At 46.1% G+C, this 26111-nt stretch carries 25 protein-coding genes; 18 read left to right on the top strand and 7 right to left on the bottom strand.

All coding sequences use genetic code 11. The features are described 5' to 3' along the window. Nucleotides 1–67 precede the first annotated feature (67 nt). The 3 genes from dprA to C8R30_RS03745 all read left to right on the top strand — a co-directional run bounded on the left by dprA (nt 68) and on the right by C8R30_RS03745 (nt 4369). Nucleotides 68–1165 carry a DNA-processing protein DprA gene (gene dprA / locus C8R30_RS03755; protein ID WP_090666165.1) on the top strand — a complete coding sequence of 366 codons (1098 nt, stop codon included), beginning with the start codon at nt 68–70 and terminating at the stop codon, nt 1163–1165. Between the two features lie 73 nt (nt 1166–1238). Beyond that, nucleotides 1239–1700, top strand: coding sequence for a Smg family protein (locus C8R30_RS03750; RefSeq protein ID WP_090666164.1), 462 nt, complete (start codon nt 1239–1241; stop codon nt 1698–1700). A gap of 179 nt (nt 1701–1879) precedes the next feature. Next, the gene (locus C8R30_RS03745; protein ID WP_107783969.1) at nt 1880–4369 is read left to right on the top strand and encodes a DNA topoisomerase III; all 2490 of its coding nucleotides are present in this window, start codon (nt 1880–1882) and stop codon (nt 4367–4369) included. Between the two features lie 279 nt (nt 4370–4648). Here C8R30_RS03745 and C8R30_RS03740 read toward each other — a convergent pair whose 3' ends face one another. Further along, nucleotides 4649–4897 carry a hypothetical protein gene (locus C8R30_RS03740; protein WP_090666160.1) on the bottom strand — a complete coding sequence of 83 codons (249 nt, stop codon included), beginning with the start codon at nt 4895–4897 and terminating at the stop codon, nt 4649–4651. Between the two features lie 226 nt (nt 4898–5123). On the opposite strand from C8R30_RS03740, the gene aroA reads away from it, so the two are divergent. The 6 genes from aroA (at nt 5124) to pyrF (ending at nt 10417) form a co-directional block, all read left to right on the top strand. Continuing rightward, on the top strand, nt 5124–6431 hold the full coding sequence (gene aroA, locus C8R30_RS03735; protein WP_107789580.1) for a 3-phosphoshikimate 1-carboxyvinyltransferase: 1308 nt from the start codon (nt 5124–5126) through the stop codon (nt 6429–6431). A gap of 35 nt (nt 6432–6466) precedes the next feature. Continuing rightward, a complete protein-coding gene (cmk, locus tag C8R30_RS03730) occupies nt 6467–7132 on the top strand; it encodes a (d)CMP kinase (RefSeq protein WP_090666156.1) in 666 nt (221 codons plus the stop codon). Nucleotides 7133–7227: 95 nt separating this feature from the next. Further along, a complete protein-coding gene (rpsA, locus tag C8R30_RS03725) occupies nt 7228–8946 on the top strand; it encodes a 30S ribosomal protein S1 (RefSeq protein WP_090666154.1) in 1719 nt (572 codons plus the stop codon). A gap of 11 nt (nt 8947–8957) precedes the next feature. Continuing rightward, nucleotides 8958–9260 (top strand): integration host factor subunit beta, encoded by a 303-nt coding sequence (locus C8R30_RS03720; RefSeq protein ID WP_090666152.1) that lies wholly within the window; start codon nt 8958–8960, stop codon nt 9258–9260. Between the two features lie 224 nt (nt 9261–9484). Then, the gene (locus tag C8R30_RS03715) at nt 9485–9694 is read left to right on the top strand and encodes a LapA family protein (protein WP_090666150.1); all 210 of its coding nucleotides are present in this window, start codon (nt 9485–9487) and stop codon (nt 9692–9694) included. Nucleotides 9695–9712: 18 nt separating this feature from the next. After that, the gene (gene pyrF / locus C8R30_RS03710) at nt 9713–10417 is read left to right on the top strand and encodes an orotidine-5'-phosphate decarboxylase (protein WP_090666148.1); all 705 of its coding nucleotides are present in this window, start codon (nt 9713–9715) and stop codon (nt 10415–10417) included. A 226-nt stretch (nt 10418–10643) separates the two neighbouring features. Here pyrF and flhC read toward each other — a convergent pair whose 3' ends face one another. The 3 genes from flhC to C8R30_RS03695 all read right to left on the bottom strand — a co-directional run bounded on the left by flhC (nt 10644) and on the right by C8R30_RS03695 (nt 13622). Next, nucleotides 10644–11213 (bottom strand): flagellar transcriptional regulator FlhC, encoded by a 570-nt coding sequence (gene flhC, locus C8R30_RS03705; RefSeq protein WP_107783973.1) that lies wholly within the window; start codon nt 11211–11213, stop codon nt 10644–10646. Nucleotides 11214–11240: 27 nt separating this feature from the next. Next, entirely contained in the window at nt 11241–11558 is a 318-nt protein-coding gene (gene flhD / locus C8R30_RS03700; RefSeq protein ID WP_107783974.1) for a flagellar transcriptional regulator FlhD, read from the bottom strand. Between the two features lie 342 nt (nt 11559–11900). Further along, nucleotides 11901–13622: an EAL domain-containing protein gene (locus tag C8R30_RS03695; protein WP_107783975.1), complete on the bottom strand. Its 1722-nt coding sequence runs from the start codon at nt 13620–13622 to the stop codon at nt 11901–11903. A gap of 213 nt (nt 13623–13835) precedes the next feature. Between C8R30_RS03695 and C8R30_RS03690 the strand changes: the two genes are divergently transcribed. The 3 genes from C8R30_RS03690 (at nt 13836) to C8R30_RS03680 (ending at nt 18879) form a co-directional block, all read left to right on the top strand. Then, nucleotides 13836–15215, top strand: coding sequence for an L-serine ammonia-lyase (locus C8R30_RS03690; protein ID WP_090672529.1), 1380 nt, complete (start codon nt 13836–13838; stop codon nt 15213–15215). A gap of 422 nt (nt 15216–15637) precedes the next feature. Further along, complete coding sequence (locus C8R30_RS03685) at nt 15638–16906, top strand: TraB/GumN family protein (protein ID WP_090672526.1); 1269 nt, start codon at nt 15638–15640, stop codon at nt 16904–16906. Nucleotides 16907–16986: 80 nt separating this feature from the next. After that, nucleotides 16987–18879: an ABC transporter ATP-binding protein gene (locus C8R30_RS03680; protein WP_090672523.1), complete on the top strand. Its 1893-nt coding sequence runs from the start codon at nt 16987–16989 to the stop codon at nt 18877–18879. Between the two features lie 5 nt (nt 18880–18884). On the opposite strand, the gene C8R30_RS03675 is transcribed toward C8R30_RS03680, so the two are convergent. Next, complete coding sequence (locus C8R30_RS03675) at nt 18885–19394, bottom strand: NfeD family protein (RefSeq protein ID WP_107789579.1); 510 nt, start codon at nt 19392–19394, stop codon at nt 18885–18887. 44 nt (nt 19395–19438) lie between these two features. Then, the gene (locus tag C8R30_RS03670) at nt 19439–20392 is read right to left on the bottom strand and encodes an SPFH domain-containing protein (RefSeq protein ID WP_107789578.1); all 954 of its coding nucleotides are present in this window, start codon (nt 20390–20392) and stop codon (nt 19439–19441) included. A 375-nt stretch (nt 20393–20767) separates the two neighbouring features. On the opposite strand from C8R30_RS03670, the gene C8R30_RS03665 reads away from it, so the two are divergent. From C8R30_RS03665 to cysC, 5 genes are all read left to right on the top strand, one after another. Then, on the top strand, nt 20768–21271 hold the full coding sequence (locus C8R30_RS03665; protein WP_107783978.1) for an aspartate carbamoyltransferase: 504 nt from the start codon (nt 20768–20770) through the stop codon (nt 21269–21271). Then, nucleotides 21210–22085: a sterol desaturase family protein gene (locus tag C8R30_RS03660; RefSeq protein ID WP_239654043.1), complete on the top strand. Its 876-nt coding sequence runs from the start codon at nt 21210–21212 to the stop codon at nt 22083–22085. The genes C8R30_RS03665 and C8R30_RS03660 overlap by 62 nt, the downstream gene beginning before the upstream one ends. A gap of 32 nt (nt 22086–22117) precedes the next feature. Continuing rightward, entirely contained in the window at nt 22118–22564 is a 447-nt protein-coding gene (locus C8R30_RS03655) for a hypothetical protein (RefSeq protein WP_107789576.1), read from the top strand. 550 nt (nt 22565–23114) lie between these two features. Next, nucleotides 23115–24743 carry an MraY family glycosyltransferase gene (locus tag C8R30_RS03650; RefSeq protein ID WP_258191928.1) on the top strand — a complete coding sequence of 543 codons (1629 nt, stop codon included), beginning with the start codon at nt 23115–23117 and terminating at the stop codon, nt 24741–24743. Between the two features lie 2 nt (nt 24744–24745). Next, complete coding sequence (cysC, locus tag C8R30_RS03645; protein ID WP_090670340.1) at nt 24746–25366, top strand: adenylyl-sulfate kinase; 621 nt, start codon at nt 24746–24748, stop codon at nt 25364–25366. Here the strand turns inward: cysC and C8R30_RS03640 are convergent. Next, complete coding sequence (locus C8R30_RS03640) at nt 25315–25725, bottom strand: hypothetical protein (RefSeq protein ID WP_107789575.1); 411 nt, start codon at nt 25723–25725, stop codon at nt 25315–25317. The genes cysC and C8R30_RS03640 overlap by 52 nt on opposite strands. 59 nt (nt 25726–25784) lie before the next feature. Here C8R30_RS03640 and C8R30_RS03635 point away from each other — a divergent pair, with 59 nt between their 5' ends. Beyond that, entirely contained in the window at nt 25785–26084 is a 300-nt protein-coding gene (locus C8R30_RS03635) for a hypothetical protein (protein ID WP_219908815.1), read from the top strand. The last annotated feature ends 27 nt before the right edge of the window (nt 26085–26111 follow it).

Below are 26111 nucleotides of genomic sequence, written 5' to 3'. Positions count from 1 at the left end.
AAATCTTTTCTATCATTAGCCACGCTTAAGCTGTTTTGTACAATTTCGCTAAGTACTTTTTTAAGTCATGAAAGCTTCGCCAGACATCGAGTCCTGGTTAAATCTCACCCTCATCGAGGGTTTAGGTGACGAGTCTATTCGCAAATTGCTAGTTGCTTTTGGCAACCCAACCGAAATTCTCTCTGCGAACACCAACCTCCTGGAGCGCTTTGTAAAAAAACAGACTGCCCACAACATTAGTCGAGGAGCCGACAGAAGCAAAATCGAAGCAACACTCAAATGGCTAGAAGATCCTATCAATAGTGTCGTTACCCTAGCGGATCACGATTACCCCGCACTATTGTTAAATATTTCTGATCCTCCCCCGCTACTCTATTTAAAAGGACAACGCAAACTTCTAAATGTACCTACCCTCGCCATCGTCGGCAGCCGCAATGCAACTCCCCAAGGCATTGCAAATGCCAGCGCTTTTGCAGAAGCTGCCAGTAATGCAGGGTTTTGTATCGCGAGCGGTATGGCACTAGGTATAGATACGGCTGCTCACCACGGAGGCTTAAGGGGTCCTTCAGCCAGTATCGCTATTGTTGGAACGGGGCTCGATATCGTTTATCCAGCGAGAAACCGCGAGCTTGCGCACCTACTCGCCAAGGATGGCGCACTCATCTCCGAATTTCCGCTTGGCATGCCGGCCTTGGGGAGAAATTTCCCCCGGCGCAACCGAATTATCAGTGGCCTGAGTCTGGGATGCTTAGTAATTGAAGCCACTTTGCAAAGTGGCTCCTTAATTACTGCCAAACAGGCGCTTGAACAAGGCCGAGATGTAATGGCTATCCCGGGCTCCATTCATTCACCCTTATCAAAAGGCTGCCATGCGTTAATCAAGCAAGGCGCTAAACTGGTTGAGAATTTCCAAGATATTTTGGATGAGCTCAATTACCGTTCAACCTCGGCTCAAGCAGCTCCCCATAAAACAAATAATGATATTGACACCACTCGAGAAAACGCCGTATTGCTCAGCCATTTAGGCTACGATGTGACAGATATAGATACCATTTGTATGCGAAGCGGCTTGACGGTTGAAGCGGTATCCGCCATGCTATTGGCGCTAGAGCTTGATGGAATGATTGCTAGTTTACCCGGTGGGCGTTACCAGCGAATTCGCTAACCAAATTATATACAATTTATAGACAAATAATCCTTTACCGTTACCGTGCAGCCGGCAAACGAGAATATCTCATATGTATGAAATCCTAATCTATTTATTTGAAAACTACTTTGACAAAGGAGATTGTCCAGATTCTGCCACACTCACACATAAACTGACCATGGCTGGCTTTGGAGAGAATGAAATTTGTCAGGCGCTGACCTGGCTATCGGACTTCACATCTCAAAAAGATAGCGAGCACTACTCAGCGGCGCTTGCGGATAGCACTTCGCTTCGATGGTATGCGCCTTCCGAAATGGAAGCGATAGATATTGAAGGACGGGGTTTCATACTTTTCCTTGAACAAGCGGGCATTCTCAATCCGCTACAGCGAGAGTTATTAATCGATCGTGTGCTCAAAATGGATGGGAGCAATGCTAGTCTGGAGAAAATTAAACTCGTCGTTCTGCTTGATCTTTGGACACAAAATCAGCTAACAGACCCTGATATACTGGAAACATTGTTCATAGCAAGCAACACACATCTCCGGCACTAGAACTTGAAATTATTCAAATCTCTTTCGGTTCGGCAAATGGACAAAGTGCGCATTATCTGTAGTTGCGCTTAGCAGCAAGTCGCATTAAAAGCATAGCCAGCTACTTACTGTACCCAGCAATCCGAACGCCCTACTATCGTCATTGGCAACCAACTAATATCGTCACCTCATCAAAATTCATGACCAAGAAATTGATCATCGCTGAGAAACCTTCCGTAGCAGCTGATATTGCCCGTGCTTTGGGTAACTTTAAAAAAGAAGCCGATTACTATGAAAACGATGAGTATGTCTTATCCTCGGCGATTGGGCATCTACTGGAGCTGACTGTACCAGAAGATTACGAAGTTAAGCGGGGCAAATGGAGCTTTGAACATTTACCTGTCATTCCGCCTTTTTTTGATCTTGCGCCTATCGAAAAAACTGCAGCGCGGTTAAAACTATTGACCAAGCTCATTAAGCGTAAAGATATCGATGCGTTGATCAACGCATGTGACGCCGGGCGGGAAGGAGAGCTGATTTTTCGTTATATCGTCCGACATGCCGGAGTAAAAAAACCAATAAAACGCCTATGGCTTCAATCAATGACCCCGGGAGCCATCCGAGAAGCTTTTTCAAAATTACTCGACGATAGCGATGTTCAGCCCCTCGCAGATGCTGCTGTTAGTCGATCCGAGTCCGATTGGCTAGTGGGCATTAATGGAACGCGTGCCATGACCGCGTTTAATTCACAAGAAGGCGGTTTCCACAAAACGACTGTTGGGCGCGTTCAGACGCCAACGCTCGCCATATTGGTCGAACGGGAAGAAGCCATCAAGAAATTCACTCCCAAGCATTATTGGGAAATCCATGCTACCTTTTCTACCGGGCAAGGCCGCTATAAAGGAAAGTGGTTTGACGAAAAATTCGTAAAAGACAAAGAAAATAATGAAACCCGGGCAGATCGGCTATGGGACCAGAGCAAGGCCGAAACGATCAAATCCAAATGCCAGGGCAAACCGGGTATTGTCAGCGAAGAAAGCAAGCCCGCAAAAGAAACCTGTCCCTTGCTATACGATCTTACCAGCTTGCAACGCGACGCCAACAGCCGCTTCGGATTTTCTGCAAAGACAACGTTGGGTTTGGCGCAAGCGCTTTATGAAAAACATAAAGTACTGACTTATCCGCGTACTGATTCACGGGCGCTTCCTGAAGATTATATTGCGACTGTCAAAGACACGCTCCAAACCCTTGAGCAAACTCAGTACGGTTTATTTGCCAAGCAAGTTCTGGAATCGGACTGGGTAAAACCCAACAAGCGAATTTTCAATAACGCAAAAATTTCCGATCACTTCGCCATTATTCCGACTTCGCTCGAACCCAAAAAACTCAATGAAGCCGAAACTAAGCTTTACGATCTCGTTACAAAACGCTTTCTTGCCATTTTTTATCCTGCCGCCGAATTTCTAATTACGACACGGATAACCCGAGTCGAAGACGAACCGTTTAAAACGGAAGGAAAAGTGATGGTCAATCCCGGATGGCAAACTGTTTACGGCAAGACTCTCACACAAGATGCCAATACTGAAAGCACAGTATTGGCAGCGATCAACGTGAATGAGCCGGTTGCTACGGAGGAAATTTCCATCGTATTCAATCAAACCAAACCGCCTGCAAGATTCAATGAATCGACCCTTTTGTCGGCAATGGAAGGTGCAGGAAAATTGGTCGAAGATGAGGAGTTACGGGCTGCAATGAGCGCAAAAGGTCTCGGCACACCCGCCACGCGCGCAGCGATCATCGAAGGGCTCGTTTCTGAAAATTATATACAACGTGTCGGGCGGGAGCTGCATCCCACTGCCAAAGCATTTTCACTTATTACCCTATTGCGCGGCCTCAAAATCCCTGAATTGATCTCTCCGGAATTGACGGGTGATTGGGAATTCAAATTACGTCAGATCGAACAAGGCAAACTGAAACGTGAGGCATTCATGGCCAAAATTGCCGAAATGACACAACATATTGTGGAGCAGGCAAAGAACCATCGCGGAAAAACCATTAGCGGTGACTTTGCCACGCTGAAGGTTCCTTGTCCTAAATGCGGTGGTGTGATACACGAAACCTATAAGAAATTTCAGTGCCAGCAATGTGATTTTTTCCTATGGAAAATCTTGGCAGGACGGCAATTTGAAGTAGATGAAATCGAAACGCTGATTTCTCAGCGCGAAATAGGGCCGCTTCAGGGATTTCGCAGCAAAATGGGACGTCTATTCAATGCCAACATAAAACTGACCGATACATTTGAAATGAAATTCGAGTTTGGCGCCAATGATACAGAGGACGCAGAATCAATCGATTTCTCGGCTCAACAGTCACTGGGCAAATGCCCTAAATGCGGGCATTCCGTTTATGAGCACGGACTATACTATATTTGCGAAAAGGCGGTTGGCACTGAACATTCTTGCGATTTCAAAACAGGGAAAATTATCCTTAATAGGCCGATCGAACAAGAGCAAATCGTAAAACTGCTACAAACCGGCAAAACCGATCTGCTGAATAAATTTATCTCTAAAAAGGGACGGCCATTCTCCGCTTATCTCGTAATCGGAGCCGGTGGAAAAATTGGTTTCGAATTTGAACAAAAAGCGGTCAAAGCAAAAGAGGCAAGCTCTGACAAACCCAAAATACTCTAAACTTCAGAAAGAGCATTCAGTTTCAAAGAAGATGCTATGCTGGATGATTTTACAAAAGTGAATACTGAAACGGTATTAGGATACTTCCAAATATTGCAAGCTTTAAACAAGACGAAGCCAGAACAAAAATTGCTGACGCAATAGCGCATCAATATGCAAGGAAACATTTTTTCAAACAACGGCTTATTGTAACAAAACAAAGCTTTTTAGTGGCCCCTATTAATTTGTTAGCACAGTATTCACTTTTTCCCCCTAGCTGATTTTTTTCCTGAAAAAATGCTAACCAAAGGTATGAATGAAATATCGGGCAATCCCGGATGTTGCCACAATTAAAATGGCCAATCCTCCAACCACGGCAATCCCTTCGATAAAAAAGGAAAATATTGCTTCACGCGTCGTCTTAAATTCTTCCTCTCCCTCTTTATTACGCCGGCGGTCTTTCCGCTCTTTTACCCAGAGCTGTATTGCAATGACAAATGGAATAGCCAGCACAGAAATAATCAGAGTATTTAAAGAATCGTCTTCCATTGATCAGCCTCGTTATTATTTATCAGTTGTGATATTTAAGTTAAAAAAAATGAATTCTACGAATTAAATTTTATCTAGTATAAAATCGCTAGAAATTTAGTGATTATAGCAGGCGCAGCACATTTCAGTTCCACCTCTTTATTGCTTGCCCGGTATATATAAGCAGCACCTCGATCATTTAATCCACCACGAATAAAGACGCTATCTTAAATAAATATAGAAACCTATGAACTGGCTCGACCTTCCAGTAGCAACGGCTTCCCAGGGCATCGTGCAACTTCCCGGCTCCAAAAGTATCTCCAATCGAATTTTGCTGCTCGCAGCACTTGCAAACGACGTCACACGAGTACGCAACCTCCTGATTTCCGACGATACGGCCCGAATGCTCAATGCACTCGGTATTCTTGGCGTGATCATCGATACGATAGATCAAAGCGATTACGACGTAAAAGGATGTAACGGATCATTTCCGATTAAACAAGCTGATTTATTTTTAGGTAATGCAGGCACGGCGTTCCGCCCCCTTGTCGCAGTTCTTTCGATACTTGGCGGGCATTATCGGCTCTCGGGCATACCACGTATGCATGAGCGCCCTATTGCCGATCTCGTCAATGCTTTACGACAGTTGAACGCAGAGATTACTTATCTGGGCAATGAAGGATTTCCGCCATTGGAGATCAAACCCGCCAAAATTCAGAATACGCCCGTTACGATCAAGGGTGATGTTTCCAGCCAATTTCTCAGTGGCTTGTTAATGGCACTGCCGTTGACAGGCCAGACCTCAACAATCAATGTCGTGGGAACGCTGATTTCTAAACCCTATGTTGAACTTACGCTTGCGCTGATGGCGCGCTTTGGTGTGCATGCAATCAATGAAAATTGGCAATCCTTTATTCTGCCAGGCGCACAAGCCTATCAAAGCCCAGGCGAAATTTTTGTTGAGGGAGACGCCTCCTCTGCCTCTTATTTTTTAGCTGCGGGCGCCATTGGTGGAGGTCCGGTACGCGTTGTCGGCGTGGGTACCGAAAGTCTCCAAGGAGATGTTCATTTTGCCGATGCATTAGAACAGATGGGCGCTTCTATCAAAATGGGAAAAAATTGGATTGAATCCTCTTTACCTGGAAATGAAAAGATCGCTTCCAATAGGCGATTGAAAGCGATCGAACTCGATTGCAACCATATTCCCGATGCAGCCATGACTTTAGCCACTACCGCATTATTTGCACAAGGAACGACGACATTAAAAAATATTGCAAGCTGGCGAGTTAAAGAAACCGATCGCATCTCTGCAATGGCGAAGGAACTACGGAAATTAGGTGCACACGTCGAAGAAGGTGAAGACTTTATTCGGATTACCCCCCCTGCCACCACTTTGACTCCCCATGCAAGTATTGATACCTATGACGATCATCGCATGGCGATGTGCTTTTCGCTCGTTTCCCTAGGCGTGCCTGTACGCATCAATGATCCAGATTGTGTTGCAAAAACTTTTCCAGATTACTTCGAGAAGTTTGCGACGATCGTGTGTACCTGACAGCTATTTTTTCTATTTATACCAAGGGGTATTTTATGGATTCGGATTCAATTCCGGTCATTACTATCGATGGTCCCTCTGCTTCGGGCAAAGGCACCATCGCACAGCTTGTTGCTAAAAAGTTGGCATTTCATTACCTTGACAGCGGTGCGCTCTACCGTCTCGTTGCATTATCTGTAATACAATCAAACGTAGATAGCACTAATGAGTCAGCCTTGGCAGATATCGCGCTCAACTTGAATGTGCGCTTCCATGATTCTTCCCTTCAACTCAATGGAGAAGATGTCACAAACAGTATTCGTACTGAAGAGTGCGGTAAACTCGCCTCTATCATCGCCCGTCAACTCAAGGTCAGAGCAGCATTATTGCAGCGCCAGCGAGCTTTTCGCCAGCCTCCTGGTCTCGTTACAGACGGAAGAGATATGGGTACAGTCGTATTTCCGGACGCGACCCTGAAAATTTTTCTTACAGCAAGTGCTGAAGAACGAGCACAACGACGCTATAAGCAGTTGATAGAGAAAGGAATAAATGCTAACATCCAAACCCTGTTGCAAGACATTTACGAGCGTGATGCACGTGACAGCACTCGTGACATCTCCCCTTTGAAGCAGGGAGAAGATACCAAGCTTTTAGATACCACATCGCTGAGTATCGAAGAAGTCGTCAACGAAGTGCTCCGTCTGTACAATGCATGTCGCTAGAATTGAGTAACAACCAATTATTATTCGGACTTTTATTTTTAATCAACTAACCATCCTCTTACAGGGATGAAATACAAATCGGGTATTTTTTTATAATGACTATTGCTTCCAACGTAACATCTTCCTCAGAAAATTTTGCTCAACTTTTCGAAGAGAGCCTTACACGTAAAGAAATGCGTGTAGGAGAGGTAATTACTGCAGAAATTGTCCGTATCGACTATAACTTTGTGGTTGTCAATGCAGGGCTCAAATCTGAAAGCTATATTCCCATTGAGGAATTTAAAAATGATCGAGGCGAAATTGAGGTTAAAGTGGGCGATTTTGTCAGTGTCGCCATTGATGCACTTGAAGATGGTTATGGTGAAACACGGTTATCCAGAGATAAAGCGAGAAGATTGAATGCCTGGCATGACCTAGAAGAAGCCATGGAAAAAGGCACAATAGTCAGCGGCATGGTCAATGGCAAGGTCAAGGGAGGCTTAACTGCCATGGTTAACGGCATACGCGCATTCTTGCCAGGTTCTTTGGTAGACATCCGGCCTGTAAAAGATACGACTCCTTACGAAAACAAGGAGATGGAATTCAAAGTTATCAAGCTTGACCGCAAACGCAACAATGTTGTCATCTCGCGGCGCGCTGTCCTGGAAGAGACGCAAGGTGCCGATCGCGAGTCTTTATTGGCAAACCTGCAAGAAGGCGCCGTTGTGCATGGTATCGTTAAAAACATCACCGACTACGGTGCGTTTGTCGATCTGGGTGGAATCGATGGCTTATTGCATATCACGGACCTAGCTTGGCGGCGTGTAAAACACCCCTCCGAGATTATCAATGTTGGCGATGAAGTCACCGCCAAAGTCCTCAAGTTCGATCAAGAAAAAAATCGCGTTTCACTCGGGATGAAACAATTAACCGAAGACCCATGGGTCGGTCTTTCACGACGCTATCCTCCCGGCACTCGCTTATTTGGCAAAGTAACGAATCTTACGGACTATGGCGCTTTTGTAGAAATTGAACAAGGTATTGAAGGTTTGGTGCATGTCTCCGAAATGGATTGGACCAACAAAAACGTCTATCCATCCAAAATTGTCCAGCTGGGCGATGAAGTAGAAGTCATTATTATTGAAATAGACGAAGAACGACGCCGTATTTCGCTTGGAATGAAGCAGTGCAAGCCTAATCCATGGGAAGAATTCGCAATGAGCCATGAAAAAGGCGATAAAGTTACCGGCCAAATTAAATCTATTACTGACTTTGGCGTATTTATCGGATTGCCAGGCAATATCGATGGATTGGTTCATCTTTCCGATCTCTCTTGGACGCAACCCGGAGAAGAAGCAATTTGTAATTACAAAAAAGGCGATGAAGTAGAAGCAGTTGTATTATCGATTGATGTCGAGAAAGAGCGAATTTCTCTCGGTATCAAACAACTGGAAGGTGATCCTTTCACCATATATGTAGCGTCGCATGATAAAAACAGTATTGTCAAAGGAACTGTAAAATCACTCGATGCTAAAGGCGCTGTCATTGCGTTGACCGATGAAGTAGAAGGTTACCTTCGCACTTCAGAGATATCGCGCGATAAAATTGAAGATATTCGCACCTTGCTCAAAGAAGGTGATGAAATCGAAGCAATGATTATTAATATAGATCGAAAAAACCGTAGTATTAATCTTTCCATCAAAGCAAAAGATCAACAAGAAGAAAGTAGTGCATTACAGATGGTAGCGACGAAAACACCTGCTAGCACAGGCACTACCAACCTAGGCGCGTTGCTCAAAGCCAAAATGGATAGTAAAAACTCAGAAGAACAATAAAAAGGACATTGATGACGAAATCTGAATTGATTTCCAAGCTTGCCGCCCGATACCCCCAGCTCTTGGCAAAAGATACTGAACTGGCCGTCAAGATGATTCTTGATGCAATGGCTGAAAGCCTATCTAGGGGAGAGCGTATTGAAATCCGTGGATTTGGAAGCTTTGATTTGAATTACCGGCCTGCGCGAGTCGGCCGTAATCCCAAATCAGGGGAAAAGGTGCATGTTCCTGAAAAATATGTTCCACATTTCAAAGCTGGAAAAAAGATGCGAGAACGTGTTGATTTTAAGAATAATGATAGCAAGCATGAGTAATTTTTCATTATCGTTCGATAGATAGCTTGCTCATCTTTAGGGTGCCTCTAAAAATTCAGCGTTTAAAACAAGACGGGATGGGAACAAAAATATGTTGACGCAACCAATGGGTAATAGGTCAGGAAACATTTTTTGTGAACAGCGCTGTATTGTGACTAAATAGGGATTTTTAGAGGTACCCTTTACAGGAATTGCAATTTTCTAACTTCAAACATACTGAAATCATGCGTATTTCTATCTGGATCCTTAGAATAGTAATATTCTTACTATTAGTGAGCTTTGCTGCTAAAAATACTGAAATAGTCTCCGTTAATTACTATCTCGGTTTCGAGTGGCAAGTACCAATGATAATTGTCTTGCTGGCCTGTTTTGTATTAGGAACTGCTTTTGGCTTTCTTGCGTGCGCTATTAAGAAAGTTAAAAAGCAATCCTAATATTACAAGTACTATTACGTGGTTGATCCTCGTATTATCGTCGCTTTTGATTTTCCTAATCAAAAGCAAGCGCTTGAGCTTGCGGCCAAATTAGACAAGGACCTATGTAGAATCAAAATAGGTAAAGAACTTTTTACCGCAGCCGGTCCGCAACTCGTCGAAAAGCTGATGGCTTCGGGTTATGAAATTTTTCTCGATCTCAAATATCATGATATCCCGAACACTGTGGCCAGTGCATGCAAAGTAGCATCGGATCTTGGCGTATGGATGATCAATATCCACGCACTAGGCGGAAGAAAAATGCTTCTTGCCGCACGAGAGGCGCTCTCTGCCAAAATAACCAAACTGATCGCTGTAACACTATTAACCAGCCTGGATAGGAATGCGCTTCAAGATATGGGTTGGAATGATGAGCCCTTTGAAATTGTTCGTCGCTTAGCATTACTCGCTCGTGACTGCGGACTTGACGGCGTCGTTTGTTCAGCCAATGAAGCGAAACCACTAAGAAAAATTATCAAGAATGACTTTATACTAGTCACCCCTGGCATCCGTCCTGCTAACTGCGATGCTAATGACCAGTTAAGAATAGCCACTCCACAACAAGCCATTCGGGATGGTGCGGACTACTTAGTTATTGGGCGGCCTATCACCCAATCGCCGAACCCGCTTCTAATGCTGCAACAATTGAACCAAGAAATTCAAGGGATGGAATATACCGCGTAATTTTTGAAGTCAATCTTCCGTTACTTACTACAAAATCGTTATGCATAATCACACATTAGACCAATGAGTATAGACTACACCAGTCTATTGTGGATTACTTCTAACAGGAGGAAGAGATAAAAATCCATCGTAAAAATTCAAAATCCATAAGATAGTCAATCAAACTCGCTTAATAGTAGATTACTTCAAAGACTATGCTTGCTAATTTATTATGGCCTCATAGCATTCAGGCCGCATGCTCATGATCGCCGTGCCCCATATCTACAGTTTCCACAGCCTCCACTTTCTTGGTTTTGCCTGCGCGGGAAGGTACGTGACATAATCCGCAAACATGGTGGGAATGGATTTCCAGGCTATGAACGATGAAATTGCCATTACATTCGACGCAAGTCGCTACGGACAACACTTTGCTTTCCAGGAAACGCACCAAGGTCCAAGCCCGTGTCAAGCTCAGAACACGTGGAAGCTGATTGATTTCAATATGCTCCAGGTAGAGCTTGTAGCTTCTTATGATGGCATCGATGCCCTGCACATGTGCATACTTAACCATATAGTTGTATATATTGATGAATAGCGAAGAATGCACGTTAGGTTGCCAGCTGGTAAACCAGTCCTCGGAATACGGCAGCATGCCTTTGGGGGGTGAAACCCCTTTAATTTCTTTGTATAGCCTTACCAGCCGCTCACGGCTCAATTTCGTATTGGCTTCCAAAACCTGCAATCTAGCACCTAGCTTGACCAATTCGGTTGCAAGCTGAATTTGACGTGCTTCTGACAAGAGGCTCTTCTCTTTCATGTTCTTCTCCTTTTACGCCATCTCAAATCAAGCTACCGCTTCTGCGGGTAATCCAGCCATCAATATCGTGGCGTGAGATTGCGCCAACGCGCGATCACGGTGATGACTCGACAGTATCTCGGCAATCAGTTGATCGTCAAAGCGGAAACGGCATAACAGCATATTGGAAGCCGCCATTTTCAGCAACTGGCTGGAGGTCAAGTTTTCTAAAATATTGGCCACATCTTCGCCAATGCCTAGGCGGTACATTGCAGTCGCTTTATCTTCCCGTAGCAACTGTTGCGCTAGCAACATGTAGCCAAGGTTGATTTCTCTGATTTCATCTAGAATCTGGTTTGTTTCCATTTCAGCGCTCCTTGTCAAACGATTAAAGGTTGGGATCGAGTCTGTATGGGTACATTCTCAATCTTGGCGCTTGACAAGTAAATGGCGCACCCGCCAAATGCAATGTCAGGATTTTGCTAACAAATTTGTAGGAATTTTTCCTACAAGGAGGAAAATGACTGTGATATCAGAAAGATAAATAGGCAATTTATCAGATGACTTACTCATTGCTGCTGATTCTAGCACTATAGGTAAATATTCAAAACGACAAGAAAACGCCTAAATTCCATGATTAAGACTAATTAGCAAAAAGCGATGAATCGGTTATTTAACGACACTGGCTGGATAAAATTTACATAAATTTTACGTAAAAGTGCCGGTTTTTCGCAGTTTGATAAAGGATAGTAATTTCTCACCAGTGACGGGTTCGCTAAAAATAAACCCCTGAACTTTATTACAATTCATCTTAGTCAACAAATCGAGTTGCTCTTGAGTCTCTATCCCTTTGGCGAGCACGAGTATGCCTAGGTTTTTGGCAAGCCCAACGATGGCATTGACAATAGATAAGCTGTCTGCACTCGTCGTCATATCGTTGGTTAGCGACCTATCCATTTTTAAAATATCGATTGGATATTTTTTAAGGCAATTCAGGGAAGTAAAACCAATACCAAAATTATCTATGGCAATTTTGATCCCCATTTGCTTTAATTCACGCAATACCTTGATGCTCGTATCGGCATCTCGCATCAGAACAGATTCGGTAATTTCTAATTCCAGGAGAGCCGGATCGAATCTTTCCTTTTTTAATACCTCAGTGATGTAATTGAGATAGGGGGATTGGCCCAATTCAATTGCCGAAGTATTTACAGCAATAGAAATAGGCTCTCCTCCCGCATCTTGCCAAGATCTGGCCTGTTTACAAGCTTCTTGCAATACCCATTTACCAATTTCAACGATTAGACTTGTTTCATCTGCAAGCGGAATAAATTTATCCGGCTGTAACAATCCAAATTCCGGATGATCCCAGCGCACTAATGTTTCTACACCGGTTATTTGTCCACTTTTCACATCAATGATGGGTTGATAGTACAAAACAAATTCATTCTTCTCCAAAGCCCTTCTCAATGAAGCGCTTAGAAGCGTACGTCGCAGAGAGATTTCGCTAACCTCTTTAGTATAGAATTGATAACTGTTTTTCCATGAACCCTTATTGACCGCCAACGTGCTTTCTGAGTTTGTCAATAAAACTTCGATGTCACTGCCATCATCAGGGTAGATCGTAATTGCGATATTCAATGAAATATAAAATTCCAAGTTTTCAATCATGAAGGGCATCGAGCCAAGTTTCAGGATTTGACTTGCAAATATTTGCACTTCATCAAGCGTATTCACTTCGCCATTGAGAAAGGTGAACCGCCCTCCCTCCAAACGTGTAAGCAAACAATTTCTTCCCGTATGAACGGAAAGCCGATAGACAAATTGCTTAATCAAGGCATCTGCGATGTTATAGCCCCTACTGTTGCCAACCGTTGGCAATTGGTCTATTTTGATCGAATAGACGGCAGCAATCTTCCCTTGTGCGCTCCGGTTAGATAGGACTTCAGAAGCCTTTTCACAGAATAATTTATATTTAGGCAACCCAGTAAGTTCATCATAATACGCCAGATGAAAGAACTGACTTTCAGTCTGCCGCTGCTTGCGTTTCAAGTCGATAAGTTTCAATTCCCGCTCTAGCGCAAATACGAGACGAAATGAACATCCCTTGTATAGATAATCACATGCACCATGGCGTATCGCTGCCAAAGCATTATTTTCGTCGGTATTTTTTGAATAGATGAAAAAAGGAATCTCTTTACCACTTCTTTTTAACAGGTCCAGCGCATTCAATGCGTCAAATTGCGGAAGCGAATATTCAGCAATAATTGCATCCCAGCTTGAATCATATAGGGCTGCTAGAAACTCGGAAATACTGCTAACACGTTTATAAATTAACTTTTTCCAGTATTCTGTAAGATTTATATATAAACTCTTATCATCAATCTCACAGTCATCAATGATCAGAAGCTTAGGATTTCTAGGTACCATCTAGTAAAATCGACTTTATTAATTGTCTGATCTTTTTTTTATCGGCTAACTACGCTAAAACTTTAAGCTAGCGGAAAGTCGGAATACAATGACAAATTCTGCACTAATTAAACGTTAAGAATATAACGACAAATTGCGGTGTTTATTTTTACCTTAATTTATTCCTAATACCTACTTCACAATTCTCAGCTTATTTTTCACAAGGTTTAATTTATGTTCATCAGCGTCCTTGATCTCTTTAAAATCGGAATTGGCCCATCTAGCTCACATACCATGGGGCCAATGATGGCTGCCAACGATTTTCGCAATCGTATTAATCGGCTTGTCGAATTATCGCCAAGTAATAAAGGGGCTCATGTCAATTGTGTATTAAAGGGTTCTCTGGCTTTTACCGGAAAAGGACATGCTACCGATCGTGCCGTTGTATTGGGCCTGCATGGCTATACGCCAGAAGCGCTTTCGACACAGGACGTCAACGCATTGATTTTAAAGCTATGGAATAGGCCCTCCTGCACATTGGATAACGGCATTGAAATCGGCTTCAATCCGGCTAGCGACGTTATCTTCGACAAGCAAGAGACCTTGCCCCAGCATCCAAACGGCATGATTTTTACCTTATCCAATGAAACAGGTGAATGCTTATTGACTGAAACCTATTTCTCGATTGGCGGTGGATTTATCAATACGCTTGCCGAAATCAGCCAACTGAATGCCCCTATCAAAATGGAATCGGCCCGAACTTTTCCTTACCCTTTTGATTCGGCCCAAAGCATGCTGAACATGTCTCAGCAAAGCAATCTTTCGATTGCCGATATGAAACGCGCTAACGAGATTACAAAAATCTCTGCCGATGAGCTTAATCTTGGGCTAGATAAAATTTGGCACGCCATGCAACGGTGTATCGAGAATGGCCTGACGGCAGAAGGCGTATTGCCGGGTGGTCTTAAGGTATCACGCCGGGCCAAGAAACTCTTCAATCAGCTTAGTCAGAATACCGAAAAAGCAACATTAAATGATTGGCTATGCGCCTATGCAATGGCCGTCAATGAAGAAAACGCGGCAGGCCACATGGTCGTCACTGCGCCTACCAATGGCGCTGCAGGCGTGATCCCAGCCGTTCTTTATTATATGGTCAAGCATGAAAATGGCAGCAACGAGGACGTCAGGAATTTCTTGCTCACGGCAGCAGCCATTGGGGGCATCATCAAACATCGCAGCTCAATATCCGGAGCCGAAGTAGGTTGCCAAGGGGAAGTCGGATCGGCTGCTGCGATGGCTGCCGCAGGATTATGTGCGGCGCAAGGGGGCACTGCAAAACAGATAGAAAACGCTGCAGAGATTGCTCTGGAGCATCATTTGGGCATGACCTGCGATCCGGTCGGTGGCTTGGTTCAGGTTCCTTGTATCGAACGTAATGGCTTTGGTGCCATTAAAGCACATACCGCCGCGGCACTCGCACGCAGAGGCACAGGAGAACATTTCATGCCGCTCGATAACTGTATCGCCGCTATGAAGCAAACGGGTCTCGAAATGTCCCACAAATACAAGGAAACATCACTGGGCGGCTTGGCCGTCAGCATCACAGAATGCTGATCATGACGGCGCTGCAACTATAAATAAACAGGCCATACCGGCTTTCTCGCCAAACAAAAAGCCGGTCATTGTTTTCTGGCTTTGCTTACTTGGCACACCCCATGTGCAATGCGTCGATTACCTTCATAGAGCGCCTATCTCATCAATCCTCTCGTCGGGTAACATGTATACACAGCAAGCGAATCGATTGTAAAACACTCATTATCTGTTTTATCGGCTATACTGCTTATTTCATTATCGTGTAACAAACGATATTTTTGATCAAATTGATCCTAGATTCATAATGCTAGCATCATAAACCAGCGATCAGCGCGGGAATCTAGGTTGAAACTTTCAACGCGGCATATATCAGAATCAGATGCGCATTTTTTGCCTGTTAAAATGATTTTGCCTAAAGTTATTCGGGAAAGCTAAAACAATTTATGTCTGAAATAAAGCAAGCAAACGCTACCTCAATCGCTACATCAATTTCGTCGCCTATCACACTAACTAATGAATTTGAGCAAGAGCCCATCAGGACACTTGAAGTTGATGGTCATAAAATTACCCTCCTTGGCACAGCCCATATTTCGCAAGCAAGCGCAGATAAGGTAAAAGAATTGATTGCGACTGGCGAGTTTGATGCTGTTGCAATCGAATTATGCCCAAGCCGCCATAAAGCAATCGTCAATCCTGATTTGTTAAGCAAAATGGATCTCTTTCAGGTTATCCATAAAGGTCAGGCAAGTATGGTCACTGCGAGCCTAGCCTTAGGCGCTTTTCAGCAGCGTATGGCGGAACGACTGGGCATCGAGCCCGGCTTGGAAATGCGCACTGCGATCAAAGATGCTGCAGAAGCCAAGCTTCCCATTTTACTCATCGATAGAGAAATCGGCATCACGCTCAAGCGTATTTATCGCAATGTTCCATGGTGGAGACGAATAGAATTATTCGGCGGTCTGCTCGCGAGTATAATGTCCCGGGAATCGGTCAGCGCAGAAGAAATTGAAAAACTGAAAGAAGGCGACGTCCTGGAAAGTGCTTTTTCACAGTTTGCGGAAAATCAAAAACATTTATTCATCCCGCTCATCAGCGAGCGTGATGAATACATGGCGGCATGCCTATTGAAAGAAGTCATCGAAAACGATTACCGGCATACGCTCGCTGTCGTGGGCGCAGGTCATCTAAAGGGAATCGAGCAAATCTTGCAGTCGCGCAGTATCGATAATCCAGAAGAAACCATCAAAAAGCTCGACACGATTCCCGCATCATCCAATTGGTTCAAATACATACCATGGCTTATCGTGCTCGCCATACTGTTTGGTTTTACAATTGGTTTTAACAAAAGTACCGAGATGGGTATGGCAATGGTCATCGATTGGGTATTGATCAATGGCGGCCTTTCAGCGCTGGGCGCATTGATCGCGCTCGCTCATCCGTTGACGATCCTGACCGCTTTTCTGGCGGCGCCCATTACTTCGCTCAACCCAATGATTGGTGCCGGCGTAGTCGCTGGCGCAGTCGAAACCCTGCTGCGCAAACCGCAAGTTGGCGATTTTAGCCGGCTCAGAAGCGATGCAGCTAGTTTAAAGGGATGGTGGAATAATCAGGTCACCCGAATTTTACTGATATTTTTGCTCTCTTCGCTGGGTTCAGCTATCGGGACTTATGTAGCAGGCTTCAGAATATTCGAACGGCTCAGTGGCGGCTAAACATGCGGGGGGCAATCTAAGCTAGTTCGCTCAAAGCGTAACCATTATCGCACCCCTCTTATTCCAATTATAACGACGACATGCTTGGTTTTTTCGAACGCCTCATCAACCCCTTTCCACCCGAGCATCCAACGGAACCCCCTAAGGGGCTATATCAATTCTGTCGGCACTATACTCGGGGAATCGAACCCTACCTGCTAATGATGTCGATACTTACGGTAGGTGTCGCCATTGGCGAGGCGATGCTCTATGGCATACTGGGTCAAATCATCGACTGGCTTTCAGAAAAAGATCCCCAGACTTTTCTTGAAGAAGAAATCGTCTCGTTAATAGGCTTGTCGATTTTCATTTTGGTACTAATGCCTATACTGGTGTTATTGCATTCGGTCTTTATGTATCAAACCTTAGCAGGTAATTTTCCGATGATCGTGCGTTGGCAGGCGCATCGCTACCTGCTCAATCAGAGCTATGCTTTTTTTCAGAATGAATTCAGCGGCCGGATCGCGACCAAAGTAATGCAAACAGCCTTGGCCGTGCGAGAATCCGTCATGAAAACACTCGACGTCATGCTGTTCATCATCGTCTATCTCGTGACGACCGTGTTTCTGGTTGCCAATGCCGATCCTCGTCTATGCATCCCTTTATTCATCTGGTTGGGCATTTATTCGATCACGCTGTCTTACTTTCTTCCGAGATTAAGGCATATTTCCAAGCAGCAAGCTGACGCGCGCTCCGACATGACTGGGCGCATCGTCGATAGCTATACCAATATTCTGACGCTCAAATTGTTCTCGCATACCCAGCGCGAATCGGCATACGCCAAAGCAAGCATGGAAAAATTTCTGTTCACTGTTTACCCGCAAATGCGACTGGTCACAAAGCTGCATGCCTACGTGTGGAGCAGCAACATGCTGCTGGTTTTCAGCATCGGCGCACTTGGCATTTACTTGTGGATCACCGGAAATGTCACTGCTGGCGCAATCGCTGTCGCACTGAGCCTCGCGATTCGTCTGACCGGCATGTCGCACTGGATCATGTGGGAAGTGAGCGATCTATTTGAAAATATCGGGATCGTCCAAGACGGCATCAATACCCTCTCGCAACCGCAAACAGTGGTCGATGCGCCCGACGCGATTCCGCTCAAGGTGACCGCCGGCGCGATCACTTTCAATCACGTTGGGTTTGTCTATCATCAGGTCGACCAGAATCGGAGCGAGCAAGTTTTTAGCGACTTCAACTTGCATATTGCGGCAGGCGAAAAAGTAGGTATCGTCGGCCGTTCAGGTGCCGGTAAATCCACCCTGGTAAGTCTGCTGCTGCGCTTTTACGATGTGCAGCAAGGCAGTATTCTCATCGATGGGCAAGACATACGCCAAGTCACGCAAGATAGCCTGCGCGCCAATATTGCGATCGTGACCCAAGACACCTCCTTGCTGCATCGATCCATTCGGGACAATATCCTCTTCGGCAAACCTGATGCCACCGAAGAACAGATGCTTGAAGCAGCGAAACTCGCGCATGCGCATGAATTCATCCTGCCGTTACTCGATAGCAAGGGACGGCGAGGGTATGACGCTTATGTTGGCGAACGCGGCGTCAATCTGTCAGGCGGGCAGCGCCAGCGCATCGCCATTGCGCGTGTATTGCTGAAGAATGCACCCATTCTGATTCTGGATGAAGCCACTTCCGCGCTCGATTCCGGTGTCGAAGCCAGTATCCAGCAAAATCTGCACCAACTCATGCAAGGCAAAACCGTCATCGCGATCGCCCATCGCCTCTCGACCATCGCAGCGATGGACCGGTTGATCGTATTAGAGAAGGGACGTATCGTCGAACAAGGCACCCATGCCGAGCTGCTCTCTCATAACCGCCTTTATGCCAAACTCTGGAATCATCAATCAGGCGGTTTTCTCGGCCATCTCGATCATCAGAAAAACAGAAAAGAGCAAAATTCCAAAAAATTAACAGGTTGACATCCCTAACACGGTGACGCCCCCGCTTCTTTCATGACAGGCCTGACACGAAAAACGCCCACTTCGACCGTGCTCACCATGACACGCTGCCCTGCTGGGATCTCACCGATTCCCGCTTCGGGGTCGATTTCAATGCGCCAATCGACACCGGAATAACGCAATTTGCCTGGCGCCCGTAGCCTGATATCCTGTTCGACAACAAACTCCAACCCAATGAAATCGCTGCTCTTATCGGGTTTGGGGGCGCGTTTTCCTTGTAAATGACGCAATGGCTTCCAAAGCGATATAGTGATGATCGCCGAATTGATGCCAAAACCCGAAATACCCGCCAACCACGTCTCGGGCAGCAAGCCCGCCAGCATCATCAAACCGGTCGCCAACGCACCCAATCCCGCGAATATCAGCACGATCGTCGTCATGGCAAAAAATAACACCTCGACCGCCAGCACGGTAAAACCCAAAGCAATCCAGAATTCACCCTGATGTCGGTTAATATAATCGATGATCATGTCCATAACTTTTCCAATTCATCCATTTCTAGATCGATGATGGCCTAGGATCAATCGCGTTCGCTTTTATTGAGCGTATTGATGATCGTCATGGCTTCCGCAACCATGTGAGCGGCTTGTGTTTGATTGTCCGATAGCAGCACGACGGACGATTCCTTGGCAATCGCTTTTTTCGCTTCAATCGCATTTCCCGCCAATTCAAGCTGAATCGCGCGTTGCCCTTCCGTAGTATTGGCAATATCACCGACAATCTTCAGTGCCTGCGCTTTTGCTTCAGCAACCGCCAGAATGGCCGCAGCTTCGCCTTGCGCTCGCAAAATCTGCTCGGCCTTATCCGCTTCGGCCGAAAGCACTTTGGACTGCTTATCCCCTTCTGCGACATTGATTGCCGATTGACGCTGGCCTTCCGATTCCAGAATCATCGCGCGCTTGTCCCGCTCCGCTTTCATCTGCCGCTCCATGGCTTCCAGTACTGAACGGGGCGGCTCGATATCCTTGATTTCGTAACGCATCACCTGTACGCCCCAAGGACTGGCGGCTTCATTGATGGCCGCTACGATATTGGCGTTCAGGCTTTCGCGTTCCTCAAAAGATTTATCGAGATCCATTTTGCCAATTTCACTCCGCATGGTTGTTTGCGCAAGCTGTGTCACCGCGTAAGCATAATCATCGACACCATAAGAAGCCTTGTAAGGATCGAGCACTTTCATATATAGCACGCCATCGACCACCAAGGAAATATTGTCTTTGGTAATGGCACTCTGGCTTGGGACATCGATGGCCTGCTCTTTCAGGCTACGCTGGTAAGCTACCCGATCAATGAAAGGCACCAACACATTGAGCCCCGCTTCCATCGTTTTATTGTACTTGCCAAAACGCTCGATGATATAAGCCATATTCTGCGGAACGAAGCGAACCGCAGTCTTGATCAAAATCACCAATAGAATCGCCAAACCCACCCAGAAATTAAAAGCGATATCCAATGCTGGCTCTAAATCTTCCATGCTGAAAAAACTCCTCTAGTTGTGTTATAAGCGTAAATAGCGACCGATCGTGCGGATTGACCGGAAATAAACTTCAAATCCGCATTTTAACTTTCACGATCCAACGACAAACTTGGAGTAGAGGCAGAACAATGGCTCTCATCAATCGATCTAATCACAAGGCGATGCCATCCAAATATTGAACTTATTATGGCAAAAGTTATTTTTATAATTCACTGCTTGAAAACTATGCTCATTACGCCCCAAAATTCGGTTTTACCATCCCTCATCCAATCTTCTCCTGGCGGGAGATGATATCGATGCCGAATTTTGAGATGCAAAGCATATGAATATATAAACCGATGTACTCCCTGATTAATAGGGTAGGATAAAACTATGAATGAACGCTTCACATCTTTATTGATCACTCTCCTGCTGATTACCCCCCTTTACGCGGTTGAACCTGCAAATGAGCAGCACCTTGATGATGTCGCTGAGCGCGGCGTCCATGTCATGCCATTTGATCTGGAAAAAACCATGCACTTCTTTACAAAAACAACCCGTGGCGGCATTCAGCAGGTTATCGTCAAAGATAAGCTCGATACCGAACAGATTCGGTTGATACGCGCGCATCTTCGCGAAATCTCGATAGCATTTGCCAATGCTGATTTTTCCAGGCCTGCGCAGATTCATGGGGATGACATGCCGGGGCTGGCCGAATTGCGGTCGGCCCAACCGGGACAAATCAAGATTGAATATGAAGCGCTTGCCAATGGCGCTCAGATAATCTACACCGCCAAATCGCCCTCACTCGTGCAAGCCATCCACCGATGGTTCGATGCCCAGCTCAGCGATCATGCACGCCATGCCGCACCTGGGCAGACACATCCGCATCACTAAGCAAACTGCCAACATATTCACCATGATCGAGAATGAAATCGCTGTCCGGTTAGGATTTTTCTTCGGGATTTTTTTACTCATGGCAGCATGGGAAATCCACGCCCCCAAACGCGCTCTGACCGTTTCGAAACTATTGCGCTGGCGCAGTAATTTAACCTTGACGCTGCTCAATAGCATTTTGCTACGACTACTCTTTCCTATCGCAGGCACCGGCATGGCGATCTACGCACAAAGTAAGGGATGGGGACTATTCAACTGGATTGAAACCCCTTCCTGGCTTGCAGTGATTGTCAGCATCCTCCTGCTCGATCTGGTCATCTACTGGCAACACGTGATGATGCATGCATTCCCTGTGCTCTGGCGGCTCCATCGGGCCCACCATGCCGATTTGGATATCGATGTGACAACCGGCGCACGTTTTCACCCCTTCGAAATGCTGCTCTCGATGCTGATCAAATTCGCCGCCATTACGCTACTCGGTGCACCCGCGCTCGCTGTATTGATATTCGAAGTAATCCTCAATGCAATGGCGATGTTCAATCATAGCAACATCCGTTTACCCGCCGCATTGGATCAAGGGTTACGTAAACTGATCGTCACCCCCGACGTGCATCGGGTTCATCACTCGGCTATCAGCCAGGAGATGAATAGTAATTTTGGCTTTAATCTTGTTATTTGGGATAAATTATTCCGAACTTATCGCGATCAGCCCCAGGCTGGCCACCAAAACATGACGATCGGCCTGAGGGAATGGCGCGACACGGCAATCTGCTGCCGTTTCATCAATATCCTGATCATACCGTTCCGGAAATAAATCAGAATGCTATTGCAAGCAAGGAAGTTAACATGCCTGAAAAAATAGAGAATCTTCAAGACTTTCTTATGGCCATCATAGGGCTGCTGAAATTCATCGATAAATCGAGTCCTGTTCTGTTCCGCTCAAATTTTAGGTTAAACCTTAGCCATAGCCTGGAAGAAGCCATTCCGACCTTGATTAGATTGAAGGAGCATGATTACATCCAGTTCCCCACCGACTCCCCGGCCATGGCCGAAGCGGGGCTGACAGGCAGCCAGCTCGACCTCAAACTCGAATCCTTCGAACACAGTTATTTGAGCTTTCATGAAGAAGGCGGCCTCAACCATTTGGTACGGGTGCTCAAGAAAGGCCAAATCATTTTGAGTAGTATTGGCAAAGTGGCACCTGGCTTTGGTTCTTTTGCCCAAGAACTCATCATGTTCATTATCGAAGAATTAAGCCTGGACACCACACAGGACCACCCGCTTGATATCTAAACGATAATAAGCCCTATAAATTGATTTTTTTCAGCGGTTAGCCCAACTGCAACAGGTTCAATGCGAGTGCCCTCTGCGGCAAATTGTCGCATTCCCATTATTCGGTATCTATGCTAAAACTCACTCACTACTGGCATCAAAGCGTATGAATGGTGATCAGGCGAAAATTCATACCATATGAACCATATGCTGATACAAACTGGCCTCTAATTAAGGTATGCCAGCCAAGCCACGCAGGTCAGAACTCGGCAAAAACGCAGATGATTTTTTTAATGATTTGTCAATGAATTGTAGGCTTGAGCGATTGATTGCAGAAAACCCAACACCTCAGCGAATGAGAATTATTTGCATAGATAAACGCTTTGTAGTAGGGTACTCACATCCAAGTGATGCTGCCTATCACACTGGAGCTTGCCGATCAGTGCAATGAATCTGAACGGGCCGGACTGACTACAATTCAGCGTTTTAAAAACACTGCATAGTGAATTCAAAAAGATTTAATAAAGCTGTGCCACTATGATTCTTCACTATGATTTGTAAGGATTGACCCATGGTTACCACTAATCCAATAACGCAAATGGCTTTCTTATTTGTTCTCAGTACCCTGCTATCAGTCATCGTAATTCGTTTAGCCATCGACAAGGCACTTGCGCTCGGCATCGCTGACCACCCGGGTGGCCACAAACAACATGACACCATTACCCCGTTTGTTGGCGGTGTGGGCGTCTTCGCAGCCTTAGCCATCGCACTCGTCGTATTGTTCATGCTTTACCCCGATCAATCACTCAAGTGGCTGAGCTTAGGATTAAGTGCAATCATCATTTTTGCTACCGGCTTTGCTGACGATATATTGCAACTCAATTATAAAGTGCGGCTGATCATTCAAGCTATGGTTGCAATGATCATGGTTGCTGCGGGTGGCGTAGTCCTCAGCGATTTGGGAGAACTCCTGCCTGGCATGACGCTCACGCTGGGCCTCCTCTCCATACCGTTCACGGTCTTTGCCGCCATCGGCGGCATCAATGCACTCAATATGATCGATGGGCTCGATGGACTGGCCGGAACGGTCTCATTCATCAGCTTATTGTTGATCAGTACTGTGGCGTTGGTTGCGGGCGATATGCCCAATCTTACACTGGCTGCGGCAATTGCCGGCGGCATGGCAGGCTTCTTGTTTTTTAACCTGCGCTATGGCGCTCAACGGCGCGCCAAGGTTTTTCTGGGAGACAACGGCAGCATGCTGCTGGGATTTCTTTTTGCCTGGCTACTGGTCGATTTATCGCAAGGCGCTCATCCCGCCATCACACCGGTCACGGCGATCTGGTTATTCTCCATTCCGCTCATGGATACGATCAGCGTCATGTTACGCCGCTTATCACTGCGAAAATCTCCTTTCACGCCGGACCACAACCATCTGCATCATATTTTGTTGCACGCAGGCTTTCGCGTCGAAGATACCGTACTAGTCATCGCATTCCTGCACCTGCTCTTTGGTGCGATTGGGCTAACTGGTTTATATTTGGGTATCCCCGAATTCGTCATGCTGTTTAGCTTCTTGCTGATCTACATGGGTTATTTCTATGTCACACTGCGCCCATGGTACTTCATTATGGCACTGCGTCATCTTCATGCCTTCCTGGGACTCATCCCGACTGAAAATCATGGCATGTTCTTAGGTAGCTACAGCGCCACTGAAGCCGAACGCCTGGTGAAAATGATTTCTAAAGAACTCGGACCGGCTGCCGATTCCTGGGTACATGTCGTAGAACAATATTCGCCGCACCAGCATAACGAAAAACGCTACTCGGTCGCCCTCAATATCCGGCTCATAAGCGACAACATTGCAATGGACGAGGAAAACAAGCGATACATCACGTCGGTACAGCAACGCATGCTGGAACGGCATGGCATCCAGGTGCGTCAATTTATCGAACGAAGCAGCAAGAATGAGCGGAGGCTGCAAAATCAGGGGAATCCCACAGGCAATGAACAACGTATCTCGGAACGGCGCAGTGCTACCTCCACGATACTGGTGTTCGAAGCCTTATTCGAGAGGCACGCTCCACCCACAATTTTTTCACCGAGACAGAGTCACACACTCGATTCGCGAGAAACCAGCCTCGACACCATCCAATTTTCCAATGAACCGATCAAACGAACCAACAACCACGAAATCTGATCATGACCGACTTATCTCCTACTTTTAAACATATCGTCTGGCACCACGCCACGGTTACCCGCATCAGACGAGAAGCGCTCAATGGACATCGCGGTGCCATCCTCTGGTTTACCGGCCTTTCCGGCGCAGGCAAATCGACACTCGCGCATGCCGTTGAAGAAGAATTACACCAGAACGGCTACCGAACGTTTGTGCTGGATGGTGACAATATCCGCCATGGCCTCTGCAGCGACCTTGGCTTTACCCCCGAAGACCGGATAGAAAATATCCGTCGCGTCGGGGAAGTGGCCAAGCTTTTCATGCAAGCGGGCATTATCGTGCTGACCGCGTTTATCTCCCCATATCGCGTGGAACGTGAACGGGTACGCGGCCTGGTCGAGCATGGCGATTTTATCGAAATCTATTGCGACAGCCCGGTTGAAATCTGTGAATCACGTGACGTAAAAGGCCTCTATAAAAAAGCCCGTGCTGGACTCATCCCCGAATTCACTGGCATCTCTTCCCCCTACGAAACCCCACTGAATCCAGAACTCATCGTCAGCACAGGAAAAACAAGCCTGGAATCGTGCGTTCAGCAAGTCATCGACGAACTCAAGCTGCGTGGCATCATCAAGCAAGATTGATCACGCCTCCAGTCATGCTCGAAAAGATATACACGCTGCAAACAAGGGAAAAACCGATTGATCGACTCAAAAACAACCTGGATTGCTTCGGCCAAAGCCTCGCAATGACTAAAAACCTCAGCAGCAACATCACCCAAAACCGTCATGGCGAGGCGCAACGCGCCGCGGCCATCCAGCACTGCCTCAAATAACAATGAACGCCCGCTCAACCAACACCACTTGCCCAAGCCACCAAGCATCACCAGTGAACCAACCTGGATTGCTTCGGCCAAAGCCTCGCAATGACGAAAAACCTCAGCAGCAACTTCACCCCAACCCGTCATGGCGAGGCGCAACGCGCCGTGGCCATCCAGTCGCATGGAGGTACCTTCACACTTTCATCTCTCACAAACTAAAATAACAAGGAATCTCATCCACTATGCGTTTGACTAAACAACAAGCCCAAGCCATTCACGAACTTGCCATTCAACTGGCAGGAAGCCATGCCCGCGTATGGCTCTTCGGCTCGCGACTGGACGATGAAGCACTTGGAGGAGACTGCGACCTGATGCTCGAATTGACTGAACCCGCGGAAAACCCTGCCCTACCGGCCGCCACGTTTTCCGCCAAAGTGAGCCGCTTGAAGCATGGACGGAAAGTAGACGTTTTACTCTCAGTACCCAATCTGAAACGTCTGCCCATCCATGACATAGCTTTTGATGAGGGGGTATTGTTATGACTTACAGCTATTTGCAAGATACTGATG

Origin of the sequence: Nitrosomonas nitrosa, assembly GCF_003051105.1 — a bacterium.
GTDB classification, from domain to species: domain Bacteria; phylum Pseudomonadota; class Gammaproteobacteria; order Burkholderiales; family Nitrosomonadaceae; genus Nitrosomonas; species Nitrosomonas nitrosa.
Note: the sequence above shows the minus strand (reverse complement) of the source record. Positions and strands in the feature narration are given on the sequence as shown.

What these genes read in the sequence shown, in the direction of transcription:
- dprA (WP_090666165.1), top strand. Translation starts at nt 68, where the DNA reads ATGAAAGCTTCGCCAGACATCGAGTCCTGGTTAAATCTCACCCTCATC.
- C8R30_RS03750 (WP_090666164.1), top strand. Translation starts at nt 1,239, where the DNA reads ATGTATGAAATCCTAATCTATTTATTTGAAAACTACTTTGACAAAGGA.
- C8R30_RS03745 (WP_107783969.1), top strand. Translation starts at nt 1,880, where the DNA reads ATGACCAAGAAATTGATCATCGCTGAGAAACCTTCCGTAGCAGCTGAT.
- C8R30_RS03740 (WP_090666160.1), bottom strand. Translation starts at nt 4,897, where the DNA reads ATGGAAGACGATTCTTTAAATACTCTGATTATTTCTGTGCTGGCTATT.
- aroA (WP_107789580.1), top strand. Translation starts at nt 5,124, where the DNA reads ATGAACTGGCTCGACCTTCCAGTAGCAACGGCTTCCCAGGGCATCGTG.
- cmk (WP_090666156.1), top strand. Translation starts at nt 6,467, where the DNA reads ATGGATTCGGATTCAATTCCGGTCATTACTATCGATGGTCCCTCTGCT.
- rpsA (WP_090666154.1), top strand. Translation starts at nt 7,228, where the DNA reads ATGACTATTGCTTCCAACGTAACATCTTCCTCAGAAAATTTTGCTCAA.
- C8R30_RS03720 (WP_090666152.1), top strand. Translation starts at nt 8,958, where the DNA reads ATGACGAAATCTGAATTGATTTCCAAGCTTGCCGCCCGATACCCCCAG.
- C8R30_RS03715 (WP_090666150.1), top strand. Translation starts at nt 9,485, where the DNA reads ATGCGTATTTCTATCTGGATCCTTAGAATAGTAATATTCTTACTATTA.
- flhC (WP_107783973.1), bottom strand. Translation starts at nt 11,213, where the DNA reads ATGAAAGAGAAGAGCCTCTTGTCAGAAGCACGTCAAATTCAGCTTGCA.
- flhD (WP_107783974.1), bottom strand. Translation starts at nt 11,558, where the DNA reads ATGGAAACAAACCAGATTCTAGATGAAATCAGAGAAATCAACCTTGGC.
- C8R30_RS03695 (WP_107783975.1), bottom strand. Translation starts at nt 13,622, where the DNA reads ATGGTACCTAGAAATCCTAAGCTTCTGATCATTGATGACTGTGAGATT.
- C8R30_RS03690 (WP_090672529.1), top strand. Translation starts at nt 13,836, where the DNA reads ATGTTCATCAGCGTCCTTGATCTCTTTAAAATCGGAATTGGCCCATCT.
- C8R30_RS03685 (WP_090672526.1), top strand. Translation starts at nt 15,638, where the DNA reads ATGTCTGAAATAAAGCAAGCAAACGCTACCTCAATCGCTACATCAATT.
- C8R30_RS03680 (WP_090672523.1), top strand. Translation starts at nt 16,987, where the DNA reads ATGCTTGGTTTTTTCGAACGCCTCATCAACCCCTTTCCACCCGAGCAT.
- C8R30_RS03675 (WP_107789579.1), bottom strand. Translation starts at nt 19,394, where the DNA reads ATGGACATGATCATCGATTATATTAACCGACATCAGGGTGAATTCTGG.
- C8R30_RS03670 (WP_107789578.1), bottom strand. Translation starts at nt 20,392, where the DNA reads ATGGAAGATTTAGAGCCAGCATTGGATATCGCTTTTAATTTCTGGGTG.
- C8R30_RS03665 (WP_107783978.1), top strand. Translation starts at nt 20,768, where the DNA reads ATGAATGAACGCTTCACATCTTTATTGATCACTCTCCTGCTGATTACC.
- C8R30_RS03660 (WP_239654043.1), top strand. Translation starts at nt 21,210, where the DNA reads ATGCCCAGCTCAGCGATCATGCACGCCATGCCGCACCTGGGCAGACAC.
- C8R30_RS03655 (WP_107789576.1), top strand. Translation starts at nt 22,118, where the DNA reads ATGCCTGAAAAAATAGAGAATCTTCAAGACTTTCTTATGGCCATCATA.
- C8R30_RS03650 (WP_258191928.1), top strand. Translation starts at nt 23,115, where the DNA reads ATGGTTACCACTAATCCAATAACGCAAATGGCTTTCTTATTTGTTCTC.
- cysC (WP_090670340.1), top strand. Translation starts at nt 24,746, where the DNA reads ATGACCGACTTATCTCCTACTTTTAAACATATCGTCTGGCACCACGCC.
- C8R30_RS03640 (WP_107789575.1), bottom strand. Translation starts at nt 25,725, where the DNA reads ATGCGACTGGATGGCCACGGCGCGTTGCGCCTCGCCATGACGGGTTGG.
- C8R30_RS03635 (WP_219908815.1), top strand. Translation starts at nt 25,785, where the DNA reads ATGCGTTTGACTAAACAACAAGCCCAAGCCATTCACGAACTTGCCATT.